Origin of the sequence: Pectobacterium zantedeschiae, assembly GCF_004137795.1 — a bacterium.
GTDB classification, from domain to species: Bacteria; Pseudomonadota; Gammaproteobacteria; order Enterobacterales; family Enterobacteriaceae; genus Pectobacterium; species Pectobacterium zantedeschiae.
The window spans coordinates 93729-115845 of the sequence record NZ_NWTM01000006.1; the positions used below are offsets into that span (position 1 = coordinate 93729).

Genomic DNA, 22117 nt, shown 5'->3' on the forward strand with positions numbered 1-22117 from the left:
ATGTCGAGTCGCAATCGCATTATCTGGCGGGAAGGTTTGTTCATTAAACCGCAGCATTTTCAACAGCAGCAAAGACACACCGATTACGCACTGCATGCGCGTCTCAGCGCCCTCAGTGATTATTTCTATGGTTTGCAGTCGCTGGCAATTAATGAGGAATACCTCAATTTTGGCCGCATCGCACTGGTTAACGCCAGCGGTGTGATGCCTGACGGCACCGTGTTCAATATTCCAGGGGACGATGCCCTTCCGCTGCCGTTGGAGATCACCGACGTCGCGCTGGCAAACCAGAAAGTTTATCTGGCGCTGCCGCTGGCGGTAAATGGCGTCAGTGAAGTCGGTCAACCGGGGCAGGGGATCGCCAGCCGTCTGCAATCGCACCGGCATGATGTGCGCGATCTGCACAGCGATGGCGGCGATATCGTTTCTCTGGAAGTTGGTAAGGTCAGCCTGCGCCTGATGCTCGATCGCGACGATCGCAGTGCCTATGCCTCGTTGGCGATTGCCAACATTCTGGATAAACGTCCTGACGGCGGGTTGATTCTGGATCCTAACTTTATGCCGTGCAGCATCAGCGTTACGGCCATCCCTACCTTAAAACGCTTTTTGGGCGAGTCTGCGGGGCTGGTTGCTGAACGCGCACGCAGTCTGTCACAGCGTATTGCCGCACCGGGACAACAGGGCGTGGCCGACGTGGCTGAATTCATGATGCTGCAATTGCTTAACCGCGCTCAGCCTAAGTTATCGCATCTGGCGCGTCTTGGTACGTTGCACCCTGAACGCCTGCACGAAACGTTAGTTGAGCTATGCGGTGAACTGATGACGTTTACCGATGAATCACGTCTGCCGCCGGAATTCCCCGCCTATCGCCATGAACACCAGCAGGCCAGTTTTGAGCCGCTAATGATGGCGCTACGTCAAGCTCTAAGCACCGTACTGTCGCCGCGTGCTGTTTCCATCCAACTGAAGAAGCAGCCATATGGCGTGATGGTGGCGATGGTTGGCGATGCCGAATTGATGACCAGCGCCGAGTTTGTGCTGGCGGTGCGCGCGCGTATGCCGCAGGAGCATTTGCGTAAACAGTTGCTGCAACAAACGAAGATTGCCTCCAGCGAGAAGATCCGCGAACTGATCAGCCTGCAATTGCCAGGCATACCGCTGTTGCCGCTGCCGGTTGCGCCGCGCCAACTGCCTTATCACGCAGGTTACAGCTATTTCCAACTGGACAGACAAAGCCCTGCCTGGCAGGTGCTGGTGTCTGGCAACACGCTGGCGTTCCACATTGCTGGCGAATTCCCGGAACTGGATATGCAGCTTTGGGCCATCCGTGGCCAGTAGTCAGGAGAGGAAAAGATGAGCATCGAGGTTATTAAAAACGATCAACTGGGCGATCTGCTTTTTGACCACGCCCGACAGCTGGATATGGATTCCGACTACTGGTTTCGCCTGCGTGGACAAAGCATTAATCCGATGGTTGATGCAGTTACGCCGCTGCTGGGCATGGTGGAGCGGGTACGCCAGCTCTCTGCCTATGAAGGCGTTGAGGATCTTTACCAGCGCGTAGTATCTGAAATTCAGGCTATTGAGCAGGAACTGCATTCTCATGGCTATGAAAACGGTGTGATTTTGTCCTTCCGCTACATCCTCTGCACCTTCATTGATGAAGCCGTGATGGGGCGGGAGTGGGGCGGACAAAGCATGTGGTCGGCACATTCCCTGCTGACCCGTTTTCACAATGAAACCTGGGGGGGCGAAAAGGTTTTCGTCCTGCTGGAGAAGCTGCTGGACGATCCTACCCGCTATCGCGACATCCTGGAGTTTATCTATCTCTGCCTTTGTCTGGGTTTTGAAGGTCGCTATCGGGTGATGACACAAGGGCGTGAGGAACTAAACCGCGTCGTGAGCAAGCTACACGACACGCTGCGCCCTGAGCCGGCTAATTCGCCGACGGTATTTCACCTGAACCTGGGGCAACAAGCCTCGCGCTACCACCTACGCAAGCAAGTGTCACTACGCACGCTGTTTATCGGCGTGTGTGTCGTTCTGGTGGCCGCATTCGGACTTTACCATTACCAGCTTACTCATCAAACCCAGGACGTACTGCGTCAACTGGGAGAATTATTACAATAACAGGAGCTACACCGTGATTCGAATTGAACTGCCGACACTGGTTGAACGACTCAACCCCGTGTGCCGTCATATGCTGGAAGAAGCGGCGGCACTCTGTATTCAACATCAGGGAGCGGAAATCCGCGTTGAGCACCTGTTGATGAAAATGCTGGAAACGCCGCTGTGTGATGTCCGCCAGATCCTCAAGCGTGCTGGTGTCGATGCGGATGAACTGTCTTCGCTGCTGTTACCTTCCTCCGTGGATAAAGAATTTGATGCGGGCTACCCCTCATTCTCTCCTCTGCTGGTGGAGTGGCTACAGGATAGCTGGTTGCTGGCCTCGGCTGAATTCCAACATGTGCGTCTGCGCAGTGGCATTTTGCTGCTGGTTTTGCTGCTGACGCCAAATCGCTATGTGGCAGGTGCGATATCCCGCCCGCTGGCGCAGATTAACCGTGAGCTTTTACGTCAGCAGTTTGATGAGTGGGTGAAGGACTCTGTTGAAACGGAGGTGGCGGTGCAGTCCGCCACCGCAGAACAGGCTGCCGCGGCAACCACACAGCTGTCTCGCTATACGCAAAACGTGACGGAATCCGCCCGACAGGGGCAGTTGGATCCGGTGTTGTGCCGCGATCATGAAATCGATCTGATGATCGATATTCTCTCCCGTCGCCGTAAAAACAACCCGATTGTGGTGGGGGAAGCCGGTGTCGGTAAAAGCGCGCTGATCGAAGGGCTGGCGCTGCGTATTGTGGCGGGGGCCGTGCCGGAAAGATTGCGGGATGTAGAACTACTCACGCTCGATCTGGGGGCGATGCAGGCCGGTGCATCAGTTAAAGGCGAATTTGAGAAACGTTTCAAAGGCGTGATGCAGGAAGTGAAGGATGCACCACGTCCCATCATTCTGTTTATCGATGAAGCACATACGCTAATCGGTGCTGGCAATCAGGCGGGTGGGTTAGATGTGTCCAACCTGCTCAAGCCTGCACTGGCGCGTGGTGAACTGCGTACCATCGCGGCGACGACCTGGAGCGAATACAAAAAATATGTCGAGAAAGATGCGGCGCTTTCCCGTCGTTTCCAACTCGTCAAGGTCGGTGAACCGAACGCGGAAGAAGCCACGGTTATCCTGCGTGGGCTGCGCAGTATCTATGAAAAAGCGCACGGCGTTCTGATTGATGAAGATGCACTTCAGGCGGCGGCGCAACTGTCGGCGCGTTATATCTCCGGTCGCCAACTCCCCGATAAGGCGATTGACGTTCTGGATACCGCCAGCGCGCGCGTGGCGATTAACCTGACGACGCCACCGCGTGCGGTCAGCCAACTACAGACCCGTCTGCGCCAGCAGGAAATGGAAATCACCCAGCTTGAGCGCCAGGCGCGCATCGGTTTGGGTAATACCGAAGAGCGCTTAGTCGAACTGCGTGACGCCCGCGAAGCGGGAGCGGCATCGCTGGCACAACTGGAAGCCGATTGGCAGCAGCAGAAAACACAGGTTCAGCGCGTGATTGAACTGCGCACGGCGCTGTTGGATGAAGAGCAAACCGTCGACTTTGATGCGGTATCGGCAGCGGCGGAACTGGCTACCTGTGAGCAAGCGCTGGAAATACTTCAGCAAGCTTCTGTACTGGTTTCACCCCATGTTGATAAAACCCAAATTGCGGCAGTGATTGCCGAATGGACGGGCGTGCCGCTCAACCGAATTTCACAGGGTGAAATGGATGTTGTTACGCGTCTGCCTGAATTCCTGGGAGATTCTATTAAAGGGCAGCAGTTGGCGATTGCTCAATTGCATAAACACCTGCTGACTGCGCGTGCGGACCTCCGTCGTCCGGGGCGTCCGTTGGGGGCTTTCCTGCTGGTTGGGCCGAGCGGCGTCGGTAAAACGGAAACCGTGGTTCAGATTGCCGACTTGATGTTTGGCGGACGTAACTATCTGACCACCATCAACATGTCGGAATATCAGGAAAAACATACGGTTTCACGCTTGATCGGTTCGCCTCCGGGCTACGTCGGGTTTGGTGAAGGTGGCGTGTTGACCGAAGCCATCCGTCAGAAACCGTACTCCGTGGTACTGCTGGATGAAGTAGAGAAAGCGCACCCTGATGTTCTGAACCTGTTCTATCAGGCGTTTGATAAAGGTGAATTGGCCGATGGCGAAGGCCGGGTCATCGACTGCCGCAATGTGGTGTTCTTCCTGACGTCCAATCTCGGGTTCCAGACGATTGTTAACTACGCCGAGCAGTCGGATGTATTGCTGGATGCGCTCTATCCCGAATTGGCAGCCTTCTTCAAACCTGCACTGTTGGCGCGTATGGAAGTGATCCCTTACCTGCCGCTGGCACATGCCACCATGGTCGAGATTGTTCAGGGCAAATTGTCGCGTCTGGTTTCTCTGCTGCAACAGCGCTTTGGTGCGGAAGTCATCATCGAAGATGAAGTGCCGGAAGAGATTCTACGGTTGGCGAACCGCAGTGAAAATGGGGCGCGTATGCTCGAGTCGGTGATTGATGGAGCCTTGCTACCACCGGTTTCGCTACAGCTACTGCAACGCATGTCGGCGGGTGAACCCGTCAGCCGTATTCATTTCCGCGTCGAAGCCGGCCAGTTCCAGACTGAGGTGGAGGGCTGAGTATGCAACATGCCCTCGAACTGGCGTTAGCACTCACCCAACAGCACGATGAGGCTGGTTTGTGTGACTGGATGCTGGAGACGATGCAGGCCGCCTGGCAGCCGCAAGGAATGTTGCTGGGTATGGTGGATGTCAGCGGCAGGCTGCTGACCTGCCAAGGTCGAGTGCATGAGACGCCGGTGGCGCTGAGTCTGGGGGTGGATGACTTTAGCCACCCGCTGGCTTATGCGCTGCATAAGAATCAAGCGCGCACCTGGGATTCTCTCTATGGCGGTGCTCGTATTGAGCACCGTGAGTTTCGGCAGATGCTGGCCTCTGTCGGGACAAATTGCGGGCTTCACGCGCTGCCACTGCTGTCGGACAGCGGTAAGCCGCTGGCGGTACTGGCGCTGTTGGATACACCAACGCGCCTGCAAACGCTGCATCAGCAGGGGGAATGTGAACAACTGGCGCAGGTGTTTTGCCGCCAGCTTGTGCTGTTGCGTGAGCTGGCACACACCCGACGGGAACAGGTCGCGTTGAGAGATTCACTCCGCCAGATTAAGGATGAAGGGCAGAGTCGTCGCGAGCAAGAAAAGCGGGTGGAAGCCACCCTGATTGGTCAGTCTGTGGTGATTAAAGAACTGCATCAGCAGATTTATCAGGCGGCAAAACACCGCCTTTCGGTACTGGTTCAGGGCGAAACCGGGTCAGGGAAAGATGTGGTGGCGCGTTTGCTGCATGAGTGTTCCGAACGTGCCGACAAACCTTTTATTGCCATCAACTGTGCGGCAATCCCCGAAAATTTGATTGAAAGCGAACTGTTTGGCTATCAGAAAGGGGCATTCTCTGGCGCACAGAGCAACAAAATTGGTCTGGTAGAACAGGCTAATGGCGGTACGCTGTTTTTGGATGAAGTTGGCGATATGCCGCAGTCCATGCAAGCCAAGCTGTTAAGGGTATTGGAGACGCATAGTTTCCGTCCTCTGGGCGCGGAGAAAGAAGTTCATTCTGATTTCCGTCTGATTGCCGCGACCCATCAGCCACTGGAACAGCAGGTGTCTGACGGTGTGTTTCGGCAGGACCTCTATCATCGCCTCTGCCAGTGTTTATTGCAGGTTGCACCGTTGCGTGAGCGGCCGGACGATATTCGTCTGCTGTGCGAGCACTTCATCAGTCAATTTTCTGACAAACAACAAAAGTATGTTGGGCCACTGAACAGGGCTTTCCTGCGTCAACTGGTGGGGTATGACTTTCCCGGTAATGTGCGGGAACTGCGTAACCTACTGGAAGTCGCCTGCGCACATACGCCGAACGGCGAAGCGCTGTCCCTGATATCGCTGCCGCCCGAACTGCGCGATCGGCTGACGAGCAGTTCGGCTGAAGAACAGGATTGTTATCAGCACATCCACGATTTGCGTATAGCCACACAGCGGTATGAAGCGGCTGTGATTGAGGCACGCCTGCGCCAGTTTCAGGGCAACCGCCTTCTGGTGGCTGATAGCCTCAATATCCCTAAACGTACTCTCGACCACAAATGCCAGAAGCTGGAGGTAAATTGATGTTTCTGACGATGGCTCCCCTACTGTTGGCAACTGCCGCTACGCCCGATCCCGCCTGGCAGTCGTTATGGGAGCAGTGCCGTAATGAAACGGCTTCAGAGCTCCGACTGGCCTGCTATGACGCGTTGGGTCGTGAAGCTGAACGCACTGGTACGCTGTCCCCACAGGACGATAAGGCTGCCGCTAGCGGAACGTTTCAACTGGGACGTGAAGCGGACAGCGGCGATATGACGCTTACTCGTGTGCTGGCTGATGGCAATACGCTAGTGATTAGCTGTGCCAGCAATATTACACACCTGCGCATTACTCTCAGCGAACCCTGGGCAGGAGAGTCCGTCACGTCGCAGCTTGATGGTGTGACGGTGTCCGACAGCTGGTTTATCCGTAACCGTGGACTGCTGCTGGAATCAGGACGCGGCCTGCCAGCGATTGATGCGCTAAAGCGCTGGATTGGGCATCGCGAGCTGGTACTTAACGGTACCGACGGCCACGTACTGCGTATTGAACTCGCCGGGCTGGGTGAAGCAGTCGCACCTCTGCGTCAGCAGTGTCGCTGGTAAAGGAGGCGTTCATGCATGCACATCCCTGGTGTAAACGCCTGCAAACCTCATTGCCGGAGGAGAAGTTACGCGCGGCGGTATTGGCTGACGATCCGCTTTGGGAAAAGGTAGAAACGGAGTTGGTCAAGCTAGGATCGCTGGCGCATAACCAGGTCGATCTTAACGTAGTTGCGGGTTATTGCCTGACGTTGCTGGAAAGCAAAACCAAAGATATGCGGGTACTGGTACAGCTGTTGCGCTGCTTACAGCACCCGGCTAAAGCGACACCGTTTTCTACTGCGCTGATGCTGCTGGATAGCTGGCTGGAGAGTTACTGGGTGACCGCCTGGCCTGCCAGTCCGGTGCAAAAACAGAAGTTGATGATCCAGATTGTTCGCCGTTTTGAGAGCGCGCTCCCTCGCATTGCAGAGAGTGCATCCAGCGCAGAGTTGGATCAATTACAGCAGTTAACGGAGCAGGTCGCGACCCGCTGGGGTGAGTTGGCCAGCGATAAAGCGGCGCTGATGGATGAACTGGTGCAGGGCTTTAAGCGTGCCAGGCAGCGGCAGCAGGCGCAGGAACAGGCTAATCAGACGGCGAAATCGACCCCGGCAGTCAGCGGCAGCGGTGGCTCAAGCGGGAGTGAAGCCAGCGCCAGCGCTACCTCGACGCCAGTCAGTTCGGTGGAAATTAATTCATCCGATGAGCGCAGTTGGCGGCAAACCCAACTGAACGTCGCTGCCTTGCTGGTTGAGCGTCACCCTGATTCACCGATGGGCTATCGCCTGCGACGCCATGCTATCTGGTCCGGCATTGCCACACCGCCGATGTCGTCGAAAGGGCATAAAACGCAGTTGGCCCCCGTCTCATCAGACCGTGTGGATGAATACCAAAGTGCGCTTGCACAGGCTGATTTGGCACTGTGGGAACGTATAGAACAGAGCCTGGTGTTAGCACCTTACTGGTTTGATGGGCACATGCTGTCCGCCTCGGTCGCTGCCAGACTGGGACATACCTCTGTTGCCACGGCGATGGCGGAAGAGCTTACTGCATTTATTCAGCGTTTGCCGGAGCTGCGTGAACTGGCGTTCAGCGACGGCACACCTTTTTTGACCGGGAAGTGTAGTCAGTGGTTGCAGTCCAGCCAGCCCGTTCGCGGCGGTGGCGGCGCACGGCAGGACGATCTGGCGACGGAGGCAGCCGCCTGTCGGGATGAAAAAGGTATCGGTGCGGCGATGTTGTTACTGGATGAACGCATGCGTCGCCTGAAAGAACCTCGCGATCGTTTTTATGCTGAGTTGGTACTGGCGGATTTACTCGCCGAAGAAGGGATGAAATCACTGGCAGCACAGCACTATCAGCACATGTGGCAGGAAAGCCAGCAATTGGGCCTGATGCAATGGGAACCGGGAATGGTCAGCCGCGTAGAGCGGTTGGCGGCATCCCGCAAAAAATAAGACATTCGGAGTGAATGGTCACTTATGTTTAAAACAATCATAACCTTTCTACGCAAGCAGTTGCCTAAACTGAAACCCTCCTGGCTGCTTTTGGGGGCGGTACTGTGGGTCGTGGTGTTGGTTCTGGCCTGGTGGCTGGGACCGCGTTTGACCGTGGGCGACTCACGCCCGTTGCAGGGAATCTGGGGCCGCGTGGTGTTCACGCTGGTATGGCTATGGCTGGCGTTCTCCTACAGCGCCTGGCTGGTCTGGCGTCGCGTACAGCAGATGCGTGCGGAACGTCATGAACAGCAGGTGATTGAGCAGGATCCCTTGCAGATATATGTCGACAGCCAGCAGACGTTTCTCGATCGCTGGCTGGAAGCGTTTCAGACCCAGTTGGGTAAAAGAGCGCTGTATGCGATGCCTTGGTATCTGACGATTGGTCTGGCAGGCAGTGGTAAAAGCAGCCTGATTCATCGCGCCAATCCAGCAAACAAAATGAATCCGAAGCTGGATGCAGAACTGCGAGATGTGGCGGCAGGCCAGCAGGTGAGTAGCTGGGTCGGGGAATCCGCTGTCATTTGGGATCCTAGCGGACAGCTACTCGCACAGCCTGAGTTGGAGGGCGATTCGCTCGGACAGCGCCATGCCCGACTGTGGCAGCACCTGCTACAGTGGCTCAGTGAAAATCGCCGTCGCCAGCCGCTCAACGGTCTGGTTCTCACGCTGGATATTTCCTGGCTGGCTCAGGCCGGTGTCGCGGATCGCAAAGCCTACGCGCAGGTCATGCGTGCGCGCTTGCAGGAAATTTCGGTGAACATCAATACGCGCTTGCCGGTGTATATCGCGCTAACTCGGCTGGATATGCTGAGCGGCTTCGATAAGGTCTATCGCCAGTTAAACCGCGAGGCGCGTCAGGCTGTTTTAGGTGTGACGTTTACGCCGCAGGCGAGTAACAGCAAAGGTTGGCTGGAGGAACTGGAGCGTTTCTGGGACGAGTGGGTGACACACCTGAATGACAACCTGCCAGACATGCTGCTGACGCAATCCGACAGAAGCGTGCGCAATTCACTGTTCTCGTTTGTCCGCCAGTTAGCTGGGGTGAAAGACTATGTGATGGAAGTGCTGACGGAAACGTTAGCGACGGGCGAAGATCGCGCTTTCCTGATCCGTGGCGTCTACGTCAGTTCTGTCTATCAACAAGGGGTGCCGTTCGATGCGTTTGCGCAGTCGGCTTCCCGACGCTATCAACTGCCAGAGCCGATTAATGCTGCGCTGCGCGGTGAATCGAATACGTTCTTTGTGCAGCGTCTCTTCCCTGACGTCATTTTCCCTGAGGCCAGTCTGGCGGGGGAAAACCGGCTGCATAGTCTCTATCGTCGTCGTCGACTGAGTATCGGCGTGGGCTGCATGTTACTCGCCAGTCTGGCGCTGGTCGGCAGCTGGCACCATTTCTATCGTGTCAATGAAGAGGCTGGACGCAACGTACTGACGAAAGCGCAGGCGTTTATCGGCACCAATGAGCTGGAAGGGCAGCCGGGCTACGGCTATCAGCAGTTGCCGCGTCTGAATTTGATTCGCGATGCGACCTTATCTTTTGGTAATTACCACGAACGTACACCACTGCTGGCCGATCTTGGTCTGTATCAGGGCGATAAGATTGGGCCTTATGTTGAAGGCACCTATCTGCAAATGCTGAACCAGCGTTTTCTGCCTGCGGTGATGCAGGGGCTGCTGGAGGATTTGAATCAGGCACCTGCTAATAGCGAGCAAAAGCTGACGATTCTGCGCGTGATGCGGATGTTGGATGATGCGTCAGGGCGCAACAAAGCGTTGGTCGAACAGTTTATGGCGCAGCGCTGGCAGAAGGCTTTTCCCGCCCAGGGCAATGTGCAAGAACAGCTGATGCAGCATCTGGATTACGCCCTTGAACATACCGACTGGCACAAAGCCCGTGAGCAGAAAGATGCGGTGGCAATCAGTACCTTTGCGCCATTCATTCAGCCGATTACGCTCGCTCAGCAGGAATTGAGCAAGCTGCCAATGTATCAGCGCGTCTATCAGAGCCTGGTCATGAAGGCGACGCAGGTGTTGCCGCCGGATTTAGCCATTCGTGATGAAGTCGGGCCGACGTTTGATCCGGTGTTTTCCCTGCGTAATGACAAAGCGGGAAGCGTGCCACGGCTGCTGACGTATCCCGGTTTCAGTGATTATTACCTCAAGCAGGACAAAGCGCTGTTAGAGCTGACGGCACTGGATGCCTGGGTTCTGGGGCAGCGTGAGCGTGCGCAGTTTAGTGAAGCAGACCGTCGGGAAATTCTGCGTCAGGTGAACGATCGCTACATTACGGATTACATCAACCAGTGGCAGAAAGTGTTGGCGAACATTGATGTGCAGACGCTCGATACGCCGGAGCAGGCGCTCGATATTCTCACGGATATCACCGGCAACGATCAGCCCTTCCAGCGTGTGCTGACTACGGTTAGCGATAATACCCGCATCCGTAAACTGGCCGATGATGACAACGATACGGCACAGAATATCAACACGCGGATTGGTCGTCCTTTTATGACTATCAACGCGGCGCTGAGCGGACGTGGTGAGCAGGGGCCATTGGTGCAAGAGGTCAATCAGAAGCTGACCGATCTCTATCACTATCTCGATCAGATCGTTAACGCAACCGATCCTGGGCAGGCGGCGTTGAAAGCGGTGCAGGCGCGGCAGGGAAATAAATTTGCCGATCCGGTGTTCGCCTTACAGCAATACGCCCGCAGCCTTCCCGCGCCGCTGGACCGCTGGGTAGGGCAACTTGCTGGAGAGAGCGCGAGTTTGGTTACCGGGCTGGCGATGTCGTCGCTGAATCAGGAGTGGCTGGATAAAGTCGTGACGCCATTCAATGAGAAGCTGGCGGATCGTTACCCCTTCGACCCGTCATCGAACAAGGATGTGCCGCTATCGGAAATGGAAATGTTCTTCATGACTGGTGGGACGCTGGATAACTTCTACCAAACCAACCTCAAAGCGATGATGGAAAGCGGCATGCTGGAAGAAGGTATGGCGTCACCGTTGCAGGCTGAACTGGTGAAACAGCTTGAACGCGCTACCCGTATCCGCCAGACCCTGTTTAATGCACAGGGCAGCCTGGAAGTGCATTTCGTGCTGGAGCCGCTGGAACTGACGGCGAATAAGCGTCGCAGCGTACTCAATCTGGATGGGCAACTGCTGGAATACAGCCACGGTCGTCGCCAGAAAACGCCACTGGTGTGGCCAAACAGTATGCGTGACGGGGCTGAAAGCAAACTGACTCTGGTACCAGACGATCGTGAGCGTTCACCACGCAGCCTGAGCTTTAGCGGGCCGTGGGCGATGTTCCGTTTAATCAACAGCGACCAGCTGACTCAGGTGAATGAGAACACCTTTGACGTGCGCTTCTCGCTGGAGAATGGGGCGATGACGTATCGCGTGTATACCGATGCCAGTCATAACCCGTTTGCTGGTGGTCTGTTCAGCCAGTTCACGCTGCCTGATTCACTTTATTAATTAACTCTCGGGAGCCTGCTCAGGCTCCCTATTGCTGGATGATGTGATATGCAAGATGCACAACAGGCCCTGAAAGTGGGCCGCGATCCACGGATGCTGCCGGAGTTTGATGCACTTCGGGCGGAAATTAACAAGTTGAGTCACGCGTCTCGCCCTGACGTGGACTGGATGCTGGTGCACGATATGGCGACCACCATATTTGAAAAGCAGGGGGTGGATCTCCAGACTGCGATCTACTTTACGCTGGCGCGTTCACGGCTGGCTGGATTGACGGGTTTTACGGAAAGCTGTGAGTTTCTGGCGAACCTGATCGTAACGCAGTGGGATAACTTCTGGCCGCCGGTGCATCAGGAACGGGCGCGTATCGAAATGCTGGACTGGTTCATTGCTCGCATCAGTGAGGTGGTGCGGCAGTACGCCATCAGCCATGAACACAAGCGGCTGGTTTATCGTTGTGAACGCGCGCTGCAATTGATGAGTGAAAAGTTGCACAACTCAGGGTTGAGCCGCATTCCTCGCGTCGAGAATCTGCTGCACTTCGTTGAAGGCTATACCCATTTGTTTGATGAAACCGAGATTGTCATTGTGTCGGACGATCAGGAACTGAAAAAGCAGGATATGCAGATTCCCCCCATGGTGTTCTTTCATTCTGACATGGAGCCCGGCGCGACGGTGCAAAGCGGTGGCTCATCAGGCTCGGGTCAGGCTGCACTGCCTGCGGGTAGCATTCTCATCGGACGGGAGAAAGGGCAAATGAAACCGACAGTATTGAAAATTGAGGCACATAAAAAGCAGAAGCCAGCCTGGTTCTGGTTTGTCTCTGGGCTGCTGACCTGCGTACTGCCCGTCGCAGCGATTACGGGGTGGCAGTATTGGCAGGAGCAGAAGGCCGATGCGTTGGCGCTACTGCAACAGCCTGCGTACGCCTTACCTACTGCCCCCGACCATAATGACATTCGCCGGGTACGTATTGTGCTGGGCGAACAGAAATTGCAGGGCATGGAAGGCGAACTGATCAACCGTTATCAGGCACAGTTGGAACAGGTGAAAAATGCATCGCCGTTCTACCTGTACCAATACGGCAATGGGTTGAAAAACGTGATGCAGCAGCTCTATCCCGATTCGTTGGCGGTGAAGGAGATGGAACGTCAATGGCAGATTGCGCTTGAACGCCAGCAGGGTGATGAACCGAAAACACTGGGTTACGAACAGGCGCGTGCCAGAGTCAACGATACCTTGCAGCAGTTGCTGGAACTGGAACGGCAGCGCCGGACGGTGACGATTTCCTACCTGAAATCAAAACTCTACGATATGCAAAAAGACCTGATGTCGGATGTCCCCTTCGGGATACGGCTGCGGGAACTTGAAGCGCGCAAAATCAAAAGTCAGTCGCTGACGCCAGCGGAACTGCGCGCGATGGAAGATGAACTGCGTTCCTTCAATATTCGCTTGTACCGTTTGCAGCAGGGTAATTCCGCCAGCTGATTATCGTGAAGGGAAAAACGTTGAGCACATGATGAAATACAAAAAATTATTGATAGTCCTCTCGGCTTGTTGGCTGGCGTCATGTCAGGCACCGGTCACGTCGCTGTCTGAATCGGAATTGGTGGCGTCAGCGAACCGGGGAAACGGTGAAGCGCAATATCAACTGGCAAAAACTCTGGCCGCGCGCGCACAGTACACCGAGGCGATGCAGTGGATGCAGAAGGCGTCTGGCCTGTCTGAACTTCCGGGCAATCAGGAAATGCGCGCTGCTGCTGCGCTTCAGGTTGGCGATTGGTATCAGGCCGGGTTGGGAGCACCAAAAAACAGCCCGTTTGCTCGTCAGTGGTGGACAACGTCCTCACGTCTGGGGAATGGTGAAGCGGGGCATCGTCTCGGCATGGATTGTCAGGTTCAACATCAGGGAAAACTGGTGGCGGCCTGCCTGAGTGCGTTTGAATCTTCTGCGTCGAATGGTTATCCCCCTGCACAGCTGATTGTTGCCCAGTGGCACGCGACGCATACGGGGGGCGAAAAAGAGGCCGTAGCGTGGTTGTTGAAGGCTTCCGAGCTCGGTAATCGGGATGCGCAATATCAGCTAGCGCAGCGCTATGAACAGGGCAAGGGTGTGGTTATTCGTCGCGATCTGGCCGAACGTTGGTATTTCCGAGCGGCGACGCTAGGTCAGGCACAGGCGCAATTGTGGATGGCGCAACACGAAGACGGTGAGAATGCGCTGAACTGGTATCAAAAATCTGCTTCATCAGGTGATGCGGAAGCCCAGCTTTGGCTGGGCAAGGCATACCGTGAAGGTAAGCGCTTACCTTTGGATGAGCAGAAGGCTCGTTACTGGCTGGAGCGTGCCGCTACCGGAGGATCGGGCGAAGCAGATTATTTGCTCAGTCAGAGTCAGACAACCCATGAAAAGCGCGAACAGTATCTGGTTCAGGCCTCCTCTGCGGGTTACATCCGGGCGCAGCGCGAACTGGGTGAGCGCTTGTTTAACGTGAACGAACTTGCGCGTGCGCGTGAAGAATATGCTAAAGCGGCATCGGCAGGAGACACCGAGTCCCAGCTGGCTTACGGTGAGATGCTTAGGTTGGGGCAAGGTGGTAAAGAGGATTATGTTGAAGCGATGAAGCAGTATCGCCTGGCGGCGAATGACGGTAACCGCATGGCGCAGTACCGTATGGGGATGATGCGTCAGGATGGGCAGGGCGCATCCCGCAATCGTATTCATGCTTACGCCTGGTATGCGATGGCGGCGACGGAAGGGATGCCTGAAGCTATTCATGCGCGTAACGATCTGGAAGCAACAATGCAGCCGGATGAAATCAAAGCCGGACAGCGTTTGGCGATGCACTGGTCCTCAGGGAAAACAGAGTAATCTGCGGGGATTCGTTGGTGGCGAAATTGCTAAGGCAGAATCGACAGATCATCACGTTTTAATCAGATAATAATGGCAATAAACAGGCGGGTGTTGCGTGATAGCAGCACCCGCTTTTTTTGTTTCTTACTCCGTGAATCCTAACGTCTCCCTGTATATTTTTCATAAAAAACAGAAGTGATCGCTTACTTACATGTTTGATAAAAATGAGCAATTTATCGCCACATATAGTCTTTTGCTATTAATAAGCACGGTTTCTATCGGTCATTCATTTCGTTAATTCATCGCTAACGTAAACTTTCAGAATAATTGCGCATTCTGCGCAACTTCTTGCTCACTTTCTGGTGTAAATCACTTTTTGCGCAATGTCTGCAAACGATTTGCGAAGTCTGCGCAACTTCTTGCTCAAGTTTTACTTAGGTGAAATTTTTGTTAGGTAAATTTCTTTATAAAACATAAGGATAAATTTTGGCATGTGTATTGCTATACAGACGGTGAAGTTACTCATTCCGTTCAACAACAAGGAGCAAGACTATGCCAACTCCATGCTATATCAGCATCGAAGGTAAAACACAGGGCAACATCACCGCGGGTGCTTTCACGTCTGATTCTGTCGGCAACATCTATGTGGAAGGCCACGAAGACGAAATGCTGGTACAGGAATTCAAACACATCGTTACCGTACCGACCGATCCACAGTCAGGCCAGCCATCCGGCCAGCGCGTACACAAACCGTTCAAATTTACTGTTGCGCTGAACAAAGCGGTTCCGCTGATGTACAACGCCCTGGCGTCTGGCGAAATGCTGCCGACCGTAACCCTGAAGTGGTACCGCACTTCTGTTGAAGGTAAACAGGAGCACTTCTTCTCTACCGTGCTGACCGATTCCACCATCGTGGACATCGACTGCAAAATGCCACACTGCCAGGATCCGTCAAAGCTGGACTACACCCAACTGATTGAAGTGTCTCTGGCCTACCGCAAAATTGATTGGGAACACACCGTTGCAGGGACGTCCGGCTCTGATGACTGGCGTGCGCCGGTCGAAGCGTAATTCCTCTCTAACCCGGGCTTGCCCGGGTTTTCTGTTTTTTCTCTGATGTGCGTTGTGGTGTGAGCGGACTCAGACCACAACGCAGGTTTTCATTTTAATCAGGATAGCGACGTACCGCTCCGGGGAGACCGGGGCGTGCGGTAGCCATGGCAACGGCCAGTAAGGAGAGGACAGGTGGCAAACAGTACAGGATTACAGTTCACCGTAAAAGTTGGCGCGCTGGAAGCCGGCACCTTTGCGGTGGTGGATTTCAGGCTGGATGAGGGGCTGAATCGGCCCTTCAGCCTGTCACTGAGTCTGGCGAGCGCGTTGCCGGATATCGATTTTGGTGCCGTGCTGGACCAGCCGTGCGAGCTGCTGATTTGGTATGAAGGTGAACTGAAGCGTCGGGTCAGCGGGATTATCAGCGGGTTCACGCAGGGCGATACTGGCTTCCGGCGCACGCGCTATCAGGTGGAAGTCCGGCCTGCTCTGTGGCGACTGGGGCTGCGTACCAACGCCCGTATTTTTCAGGCGCAGAAGCCGGACGCGATTATCGGCACATTGCTGGAAGAGGCGGGCATTACCGACTACGCGTTTGCACTGCGTAACGAGCACGCGGTGCGGGAATACTGCGTACAGTACCGGGAAAGTGATTTGGCGTTTATCACCCGTCTGGCTGCCGAAGAGGGGATGTATTTCTTCCACGAGTTCGAGGAAGGCAAGCATCGGTTAGTGTTTGCTGATGATGCGGGGGCACTGACCAAAGGCCCCGAGCTGTTCTTCAACCTGGCGACGCAGGGACTGAGCGAAGGTGAGTACGCGCGACGCTTCCACTACGCAGAGCGGGTGAGCACGGCGGAAGTAGAGCTGAAGGACTACAGCTTCAAGACACCGGCTTACGGACTGTCGCACAAGAAGATGAGCACTGAGCTGGAGCACCAGCGCGAAAGCTATCAGCATTACGACTATCCGGGGCGCTATAAACAAGACCCGAGCGGCAAAGCCTTCAGCGGCTATCGTCTGGATGCACTGCGGTCAGGGGCAGTAACGAGCGAAGGCGAATCCAACTGCGCGGGGCTGATGCCGGGCAACACCTTCACCCTGACGGAGCACCCGAATGCAACGTTGAACGCGGTATGGCAGACGGTGAGCGTGACACACGTCGGGCAGCAGCCGCAGGCGCTGGAAGAGGAAAGCGGCGGCGAACCGACGACCATGAGCAACAGCTTTGCGGTGGTGAAAGGGACGACGACGTGGCGCGCCGCGATGCCGTACAAACCGATGGTGGACGGCCCACAAATTGCCACGGTGGTGGGGCCGGCAGGAGAAGAAATTTACTGCGATCAGTACGGTCGGGTAAAACTGCAATTCCCGTGGGATCGCTATGGCGCGAGCAACGACCAGAGCTCCTGCTGGGTGCGCGTCAGTCAGGGCTGGGCGGGCGGTCAGTACGGCATGATAGCCATTCCGCGTATCGGTCATGAAGTGATCGTCAGCTTCCTCGAAGGTGACCCGGATCAGCCGATTATCACCGGGCGGACGTTCCATGCGACCAACCCGACGCCGTATGTTCTACCCGCACATAAAACGCGCACGACGCTACGTACTGATACACATAAAGGCAATGGCTTCAACGAACTGCGTTTTGAAGATGAGGCGACGCGTGAGCAAATTTACTATCACGCTCAGAAAGATATGGATGGTGTCATCAACAACATTCATCGGCAGAGCGTGGGGCGCGATCAGCATCTCAGCGTCGCTCAGGATCAGTTCCAACGGGTCGATCGTCACCGTCACCGAACGATAGGTCAAGATGACTTTGAAAATATCGGTCAGGATCATCATCAGGAAATTGGCCGGAGCTTTATTCAGAAAATTGGTTCTTCGTTCAAGCGCTTTATCGGTGGGGGAGAGATTACCCGTATCGAAGGAAGCCGTCAGACTACGATGTCCGGTTCTGAAGAGACGTTGATCGGTGCGCACCAGCGTGTTCTGGTCAATACGGACAGCTATCTGAAAGCCGCAGATATTGTACTGGAAGCGGGGCAGGCTCTGACCATTAAAGCGCCTGGCGGGTTTATCAAGATTGATAGTGCGGGCGTGACGATCTCCGGGACGATTGTGAAAATCAACGATGGCGGTGCGGCTGGCGTAGGGACTGCGCCGGTGTCGATTACACCAGAAGACCCGACTAAGCCCACGCAGCCTGATGCGCCAGACAGACGTTAAGGAGGAACTATGCCAGGTGCTGCACGTTTAGGGGACAGCTGCGCGGGTCACGGCTGTTTTCCTGCTACCCCAATCATTGAAGGCAGCGGTGATGTCATTATCAATGGCAAACCCGCGGCTCGTAAAAGTGATGCGGTCTTACTTCATGCCTGTCCTTGCCCGAATGTGCCTCACGGCGTACACAGTCGAGCGATATCTGCGGGCTCTGGTACGGTCATCATCAATGGAAAGCTGGCGGCGCGTATCGGTGATGCGATCGGCTGTGGCGGCTCGGTTGCGGCTGGCAGTGGGAACGTAATCATTGGCGACTCACCTTATCAGTCTCCAGTGAAACCGTGTGCCGAACAATCGGCCAAAAGTCGCGCGCCTCTGTTGGCATTAACGCCGATGCTGTTGCCGACGTTAATGGAGTGGGCTTCGGTCGCCGAGTTGCCTATTCTTGACGATCTGCTCTCCGTCGCCCAGCGTAAAGAGCGTTATCTGGCGCGTGCCAAGTTGGCGACCGAGGCAGCGACGCTGCCGGGATTAGCTGATGCAGCAAAGCGACTGGCGTTCAATAACGACAGTATCCTACGCGCCGAAGCCGCTCAGTACGTTTATTCGGTCGATGAATTTCGACGAGGCGTGCTGGATAAACTGCCTAAGGCTCCGGTTGGGCTGGATATTCTGGATACGAGTCAGCTTCCAGGTTTGACAGACAATGATTTTATGGATAAGAAAACAGGGTTTGGTTCTGCTCTGTTCAAATCTGCGATTAATGGCGAAACAATGTTGACCTACCGGGGCACCAATAATGCGGTGACAGGCGTTAAAGACTGGTTGACTAACGCTGGGCAAGGTATGGGATTGGAGACGGATCAATACAATCAGGCCATGTATTTGGCAAAGCGGGTAAAAAACGTTCTTTCTCCGCCACCTGTCATCGTGGGGCATTCATTAGGCGGTGGTTTGGCATCGGCTGGCGTTGGCGTAACGGGGTTACCCGGCTATACCTTTAATGCTGCGGGTTTGCATAACAATACCGTGGCGCGTGCAGGTGGTGCAGACTTGGCGAAAACGGCCTCGCTGATAACGACGCAGGCGGTGGACGGTGAGGTGTTAACCATGGCGCAAACTTACGGTAAGGCGTTGATTCCTGGCTTGCTATCCGGGGCTGGCGCATTGATTGGCGGAACCGCCGGCGCGGTGCTTGGGGGTGTCATTGGTGTAGCAAAACTGTTGGAAGGGGGCCTGCCGAAAGCAAGCGGTGATATGATGGCACTTCCCGCTGTCGGCGGCTCGCCTATTGCGCGTCACGGTATGGATCAGGTGATTGCGGGTATTGAAAGCCAGAAAAAGGAAGATATCGGGAAGATAACCAATACATTCAGGGGAATATAATGCAATGGTTGGCACGTATAAAATGGGTAGGCGTCGTTATTCTGGGATTATTAACCGCTTGTCAGGCGGGAGGACACAGTATGCGGGCGAGTGAACTTTTTGAGCCCCCTGTGGTGGCGGTACTGGAAAGTATTCAAAAAGGTGACGAATCAGCCGCTCGTCATCAGCTGTCGCAGGGCGTTAACCTGAATATTCATGGGAAAGAAGGCATCACGCCGCTGCTGTGGCTGATTTATGAAACGAAGGATAAAAAGGCCGTCACACTAGCGCTTAAACTGGGTGTCGATCCGAACTATAAAGACGGCTTTGGCGATAGCGCCGTCAATTCCGTGGCGGGTGCCAAAGATCCTGACTGGCTGCGTATTATGCTAGATGCGGGGGGCGATCCGAATGCGATTGGGCGTCGTGGCCAGCCTGCAATATTTAGTGCTATTGGTGAGGAGCGCTGGGCCGATATCAAATTACTTGTAGAGCGGGGCGCTGATTTGAACCTCGTTGATGGTTCCAAAGTAAACAGCGCTCACTATGCTGCTTATCTGAATAAATATGAAGTTGCATATTGGCTGATAGAACAAGGCGCAGATAGTAATATTTATGATGAGACAGGTAGTAATCTCGCTTTTACCGTGGATGACAGCTTATCCATTATGTCCCCTAAATCTCCTCACTACCCTTGGGCATTAAAGGTAAAACAGCTGTTACTGGATCGCGGCGTTAAATTCCCACCGCTGTCGCCTGTTGAAGTTCGGGAGCGTTGGGAAAAAGGATTGCCGTTATAATTTCTATTCGTTTTTTTATCACGTATTTTTCATCATATAAATAAACTGTATTTTCTGACCCGATAATTTTCATGATTATCGGGTCGTTGTTGTGATTATCAATACACGCTCATCGTATTAAAAATTATCTCATTTATTGACAGGCAAATAACGATGATGGCAAACGGTTATACTCTGTTTGAAATCAGCCAGTTTGATGCGCCTTTGTACGCTATTATTTCGCCGCTGAGTTATCCCCAATTACCTGAATATTGGCAGGCTTTTCAGCCTGCGGCGGCCGATATATGGCAACAGCTGTATCTTGGAAAGGATGCTGAAGACTGGCAAATGTGGGCACCTATTGTGGTGAAAATAGAAGAAGGTAAACCAGGTGAAACGCTGCTGCATTGGTTGACTGAGACTCAGCCGGAGCGGCATGGTGGTGTGATCCTCACGCATGGCGACCTGACATTACAGCAGGTTGCTGACTTTTGGCAGACGCGTATTTTCTGTCTCTGGCCTGATGGCACACGAGCGCTGTTTCGTAGCTATGTGCCAGAGATTTTATCGACCTGGTGGCCTACCCTTGACCTTGCTGCTCAAACTGATTTCCTCGGTCCGTTAAATAATATGTATTTACCTATAGCGAATAGCGAAAGAGGGGAGTATCAGCTATTCGCACAGCGGGCTGTTAATAAAGAAAATAAAATCGAAATTAATAAAAACTACCAAATTAACTTAACGAATTATCAATATTACCTTCTCGCTAATGACAATCGATTACACCGATTAGCTAATGAACTCTTTCTGTTTGTCAGTGCGCAATGTGTTTTTCCGCTGGATGTTGAAGTAGTAAAAGCCAGATTCATTAGCGGTATTGCATTAGCTGAGAAATATAATCCTAAAGCCAGCGAAGCGGAATGTGAAGCATGGGCGGCCCATCGCTGGGTACTTGGTAGCGAATTCTATTTGCACCCGATCTTTGTTCATCTGACTGAACGTTATTCGATAGCGGACAGTCTTCGGATTTTTAAATCAGAGCCTGAACGTATTGAAAGTGTGCTGCTTAATTACCATCGCCCCGGTTGGATGCGGGGAGAGTTACCTGACATCGCGGAGGTCACGCAATGAGTGTATCGCAACCTTTCCTTGAACTGATGCCGGAGGATGATGCCGTCTGGCAAACGCGTATCGCTCAGGGCGGCTGTTTTGTTGTTGCTGAGGCATCAATGAATGATGCCGTGCCTTGGCTGGCCGAGCGCTGGGGAGGTAGTCTGGAACAGACGCGTTTGTACTGGGGGGAAACGGGGCGTGTTCATGCCTCGGTATCGCCCTATTGCATCCCGCTTAACGTTGCTAACTGGCCGCAGGTGAAAGAGCACATTATCACCCAACCCGGTTGGGGAATGGGCCTGCAACTGGAATGGTTTATGCAGGCGTACTCGCCGCTCGATCAATTGCTTGAGGTCACGAAGCATTTGCGGCAGTGGAGTCTGGTGGCCTCACCTTCCGGGGAAAATGTCATTCTACGTGTAGGGGACTGGCAGGTGGTGAATCAGCTGTTATCCGCCAGCTCCGCACAAGAGGCTTGTGCGCTCTATGGCCCGATAGCCCGCTTCTGCGATATTTCGCCTGATGGAACCGTACATGCTTTAAACCTGACAGCCCGCGAACCCCACTCCATTCCCGATATCTTGCCGCGTCAACTGAGCGATGAACAATGGCACGCCATCATGACGCCTTCTGAACATCAGAATCTGGCGCGCTATAGGGAACACCTGCGTGCTTACCATGCTGGCTGGCAACATGCGCCTGACGATGAGCTACAGACGTTTACCTACCAGCAGGCGGAACAGGCGAAGAACAACGGTTTTAACAACGACCGCGATATTGTGCGTTGGCTGGCATTGGCGACAGAGCTCTCGCCCGAATTCATTCATCAGCCTTGGGCGAAAAACATTTTGGTACAGCCGGAATACATAGGCATGCAAAGCCGTATGGATCGCCTGTATCAGGCAGCAATTGACCACCTGGACGAAGCATAAA

Annotated in this window: 15 protein-coding genes; all 15 read left to right on the forward strand. The window is 54.3% G+C overall.

Annotation, left to right across the window (positions count from 1 at the left end; all coding sequences use genetic code 11):
- Positions 1 to 1338 (forward strand): type VI secretion system baseplate subunit TssK, encoded by a 1338-nt coding sequence (gene tssK / locus CLR69_RS21360; RefSeq protein ID WP_129709967.1) that lies wholly within the window; start codon positions 1 to 3, stop codon positions 1336 to 1338.
- Between the two features lie 15 nt (positions 1339 to 1353).
- A complete protein-coding gene (gene icmH, locus CLR69_RS21365) occupies positions 1354 to 2130 on the forward strand; it encodes a type IVB secretion system protein IcmH/DotU (protein WP_129709965.1) in 777 nt (258 codons plus the stop codon).
- Positions 2131 to 2143: 13 nt separating this feature from the next.
- Positions 2144 to 4741, forward strand: coding sequence for a type VI secretion system ATPase TssH (gene tssH, locus CLR69_RS21370; RefSeq protein ID WP_131535159.1), 2598 nt, complete (start codon positions 2144 to 2146; stop codon positions 4739 to 4741).
- 2 nt (positions 4742 to 4743) lie between these two features.
- A complete protein-coding gene (locus CLR69_RS21375) occupies positions 4744 to 6282 on the forward strand; it encodes a sigma-54 interaction domain-containing protein (protein ID WP_131535160.1) in 1539 nt (512 codons plus the stop codon).
- The gene (vasI, locus tag CLR69_RS21380; RefSeq protein ID WP_131535161.1) at positions 6282 to 6842 is read left to right on the forward strand and encodes a type VI secretion system-associated protein VasI; all 561 of its coding nucleotides are present in this window, start codon (positions 6282 to 6284) and stop codon (positions 6840 to 6842) included. The genes CLR69_RS21375 and vasI overlap by 1 nt, the downstream gene beginning before the upstream one ends.
- Before the next feature lie 11 nt (positions 6843 to 6853).
- Positions 6854 to 8278, forward strand: coding sequence for a type VI secretion system protein TssA (gene tssA / locus CLR69_RS21385; protein ID WP_131535162.1), 1425 nt, complete (start codon positions 6854 to 6856; stop codon positions 8276 to 8278).
- A 24-nt stretch (positions 8279 to 8302) separates the two neighbouring features.
- A complete protein-coding gene (tssM, locus tag CLR69_RS21390) occupies positions 8303 to 11800 on the forward strand; it encodes a type VI secretion system membrane subunit TssM (protein ID WP_129709955.1) in 3498 nt (1165 codons plus the stop codon).
- A gap of 48 nt (positions 11801 to 11848) precedes the next feature.
- Positions 11849 to 13285 carry a VasL domain-containing protein gene (locus CLR69_RS21395; protein ID WP_131535163.1) on the forward strand — a complete coding sequence of 479 codons (1437 nt, stop codon included), beginning with the start codon at positions 11849 to 11851 and terminating at the stop codon, positions 13283 to 13285.
- A 28-nt stretch (positions 13286 to 13313) separates the two neighbouring features.
- The gene (locus tag CLR69_RS21400; protein WP_131535164.1) at positions 13314 to 14669 is read left to right on the forward strand and encodes a tetratricopeptide repeat protein; all 1356 of its coding nucleotides are present in this window, start codon (positions 13314 to 13316) and stop codon (positions 14667 to 14669) included.
- Between the two features lie 534 nt (positions 14670 to 15203).
- On the forward strand, positions 15204 to 15722 hold the full coding sequence (locus CLR69_RS21405; protein ID WP_014916345.1) for an Hcp family type VI secretion system effector: 519 nt from the start codon (positions 15204 to 15206) through the stop codon (positions 15720 to 15722).
- Between the two features lie 174 nt (positions 15723 to 15896).
- Positions 15897 to 17933, forward strand: a complete 2037-nt coding sequence (locus tag CLR69_RS21410; protein ID WP_131535165.1) for a type VI secretion system tip protein TssI/VgrG — start codon at positions 15897 to 15899, stop codon at positions 17931 to 17933.
- 9 nt (positions 17934 to 17942) lie between these two features.
- Positions 17943 to 19313, forward strand: a complete 1371-nt coding sequence (locus tag CLR69_RS21415; protein ID WP_129709947.1) for a Tle-like phospholipase domain-containing protein — start codon at positions 17943 to 17945, stop codon at positions 19311 to 19313.
- An 80-nt stretch (positions 19314 to 19393) separates the two neighbouring features.
- The gene (locus CLR69_RS21420; protein WP_131535226.1) at positions 19394 to 20092 is read left to right on the forward strand and encodes an ankyrin repeat domain-containing protein; all 699 of its coding nucleotides are present in this window, start codon (positions 19394 to 19396) and stop codon (positions 20090 to 20092) included.
- Between the two features lie 153 nt (positions 20093 to 20245).
- Positions 20246 to 21202: a DUF4123 domain-containing protein gene (locus tag CLR69_RS21425; RefSeq protein ID WP_131535166.1), complete on the forward strand. Its 957-nt coding sequence runs from the start codon at positions 20246 to 20248 to the stop codon at positions 21200 to 21202.
- Positions 21199 to 22116: a DUF4123 domain-containing protein gene (locus tag CLR69_RS21430; RefSeq protein ID WP_131535167.1), complete on the forward strand. Its 918-nt coding sequence runs from the start codon at positions 21199 to 21201 to the stop codon at positions 22114 to 22116. Before CLR69_RS21425 ends, CLR69_RS21430 begins: the two co-directional genes overlap by 4 nt.
- The last annotated feature ends 1 nt before the right edge of the window (position 22117 follow it).

Bases quoted from the DNA above. Each gene is read 5' to 3' on its own strand.
- CLR69_RS21420 (WP_131535226.1), top strand. From the start codon at position 19,394: ATGCGGGCGAGTGAACTTTTTGAGCCCCCTGTGGTGGCGGTACTGGAA.
- CLR69_RS21400 (WP_131535164.1), top strand. From the start codon at position 13,314: ATGATGAAATACAAAAAATTATTGATAGTCCTCTCGGCTTGTTGGCTG.
- CLR69_RS21375 (WP_131535160.1), top strand. From the start codon at position 4,744: ATGCAACATGCCCTCGAACTGGCGTTAGCACTCACCCAACAGCACGAT.
- tssM (WP_129709955.1), top strand. From the start codon at position 8,303: ATGTTTAAAACAATCATAACCTTTCTACGCAAGCAGTTGCCTAAACTG.
- CLR69_RS21395 (WP_131535163.1), top strand. From the start codon at position 11,849: ATGCAAGATGCACAACAGGCCCTGAAAGTGGGCCGCGATCCACGGATG.
- vasI (WP_131535161.1), top strand. From the start codon at position 6,282: ATGTTTCTGACGATGGCTCCCCTACTGTTGGCAACTGCCGCTACGCCC.
- CLR69_RS21415 (WP_129709947.1), top strand. From the start codon at position 17,943: ATGCCAGGTGCTGCACGTTTAGGGGACAGCTGCGCGGGTCACGGCTGT.
- CLR69_RS21430 (WP_131535167.1), top strand. From the start codon at position 21,199: ATGAGTGTATCGCAACCTTTCCTTGAACTGATGCCGGAGGATGATGCC.
- CLR69_RS21425 (WP_131535166.1), top strand. From the start codon at position 20,246: ATGATGGCAAACGGTTATACTCTGTTTGAAATCAGCCAGTTTGATGCG.
- CLR69_RS21405 (WP_014916345.1), top strand. From the start codon at position 15,204: ATGCCAACTCCATGCTATATCAGCATCGAAGGTAAAACACAGGGCAAC.
- tssA (WP_131535162.1), top strand. From the start codon at position 6,854: ATGCATGCACATCCCTGGTGTAAACGCCTGCAAACCTCATTGCCGGAG.
- tssK (WP_129709967.1), top strand. From the start codon at position 1: ATGTCGAGTCGCAATCGCATTATCTGGCGGGAAGGTTTGTTCATTAAA.
- icmH (WP_129709965.1), top strand. From the start codon at position 1,354: ATGAGCATCGAGGTTATTAAAAACGATCAACTGGGCGATCTGCTTTTT.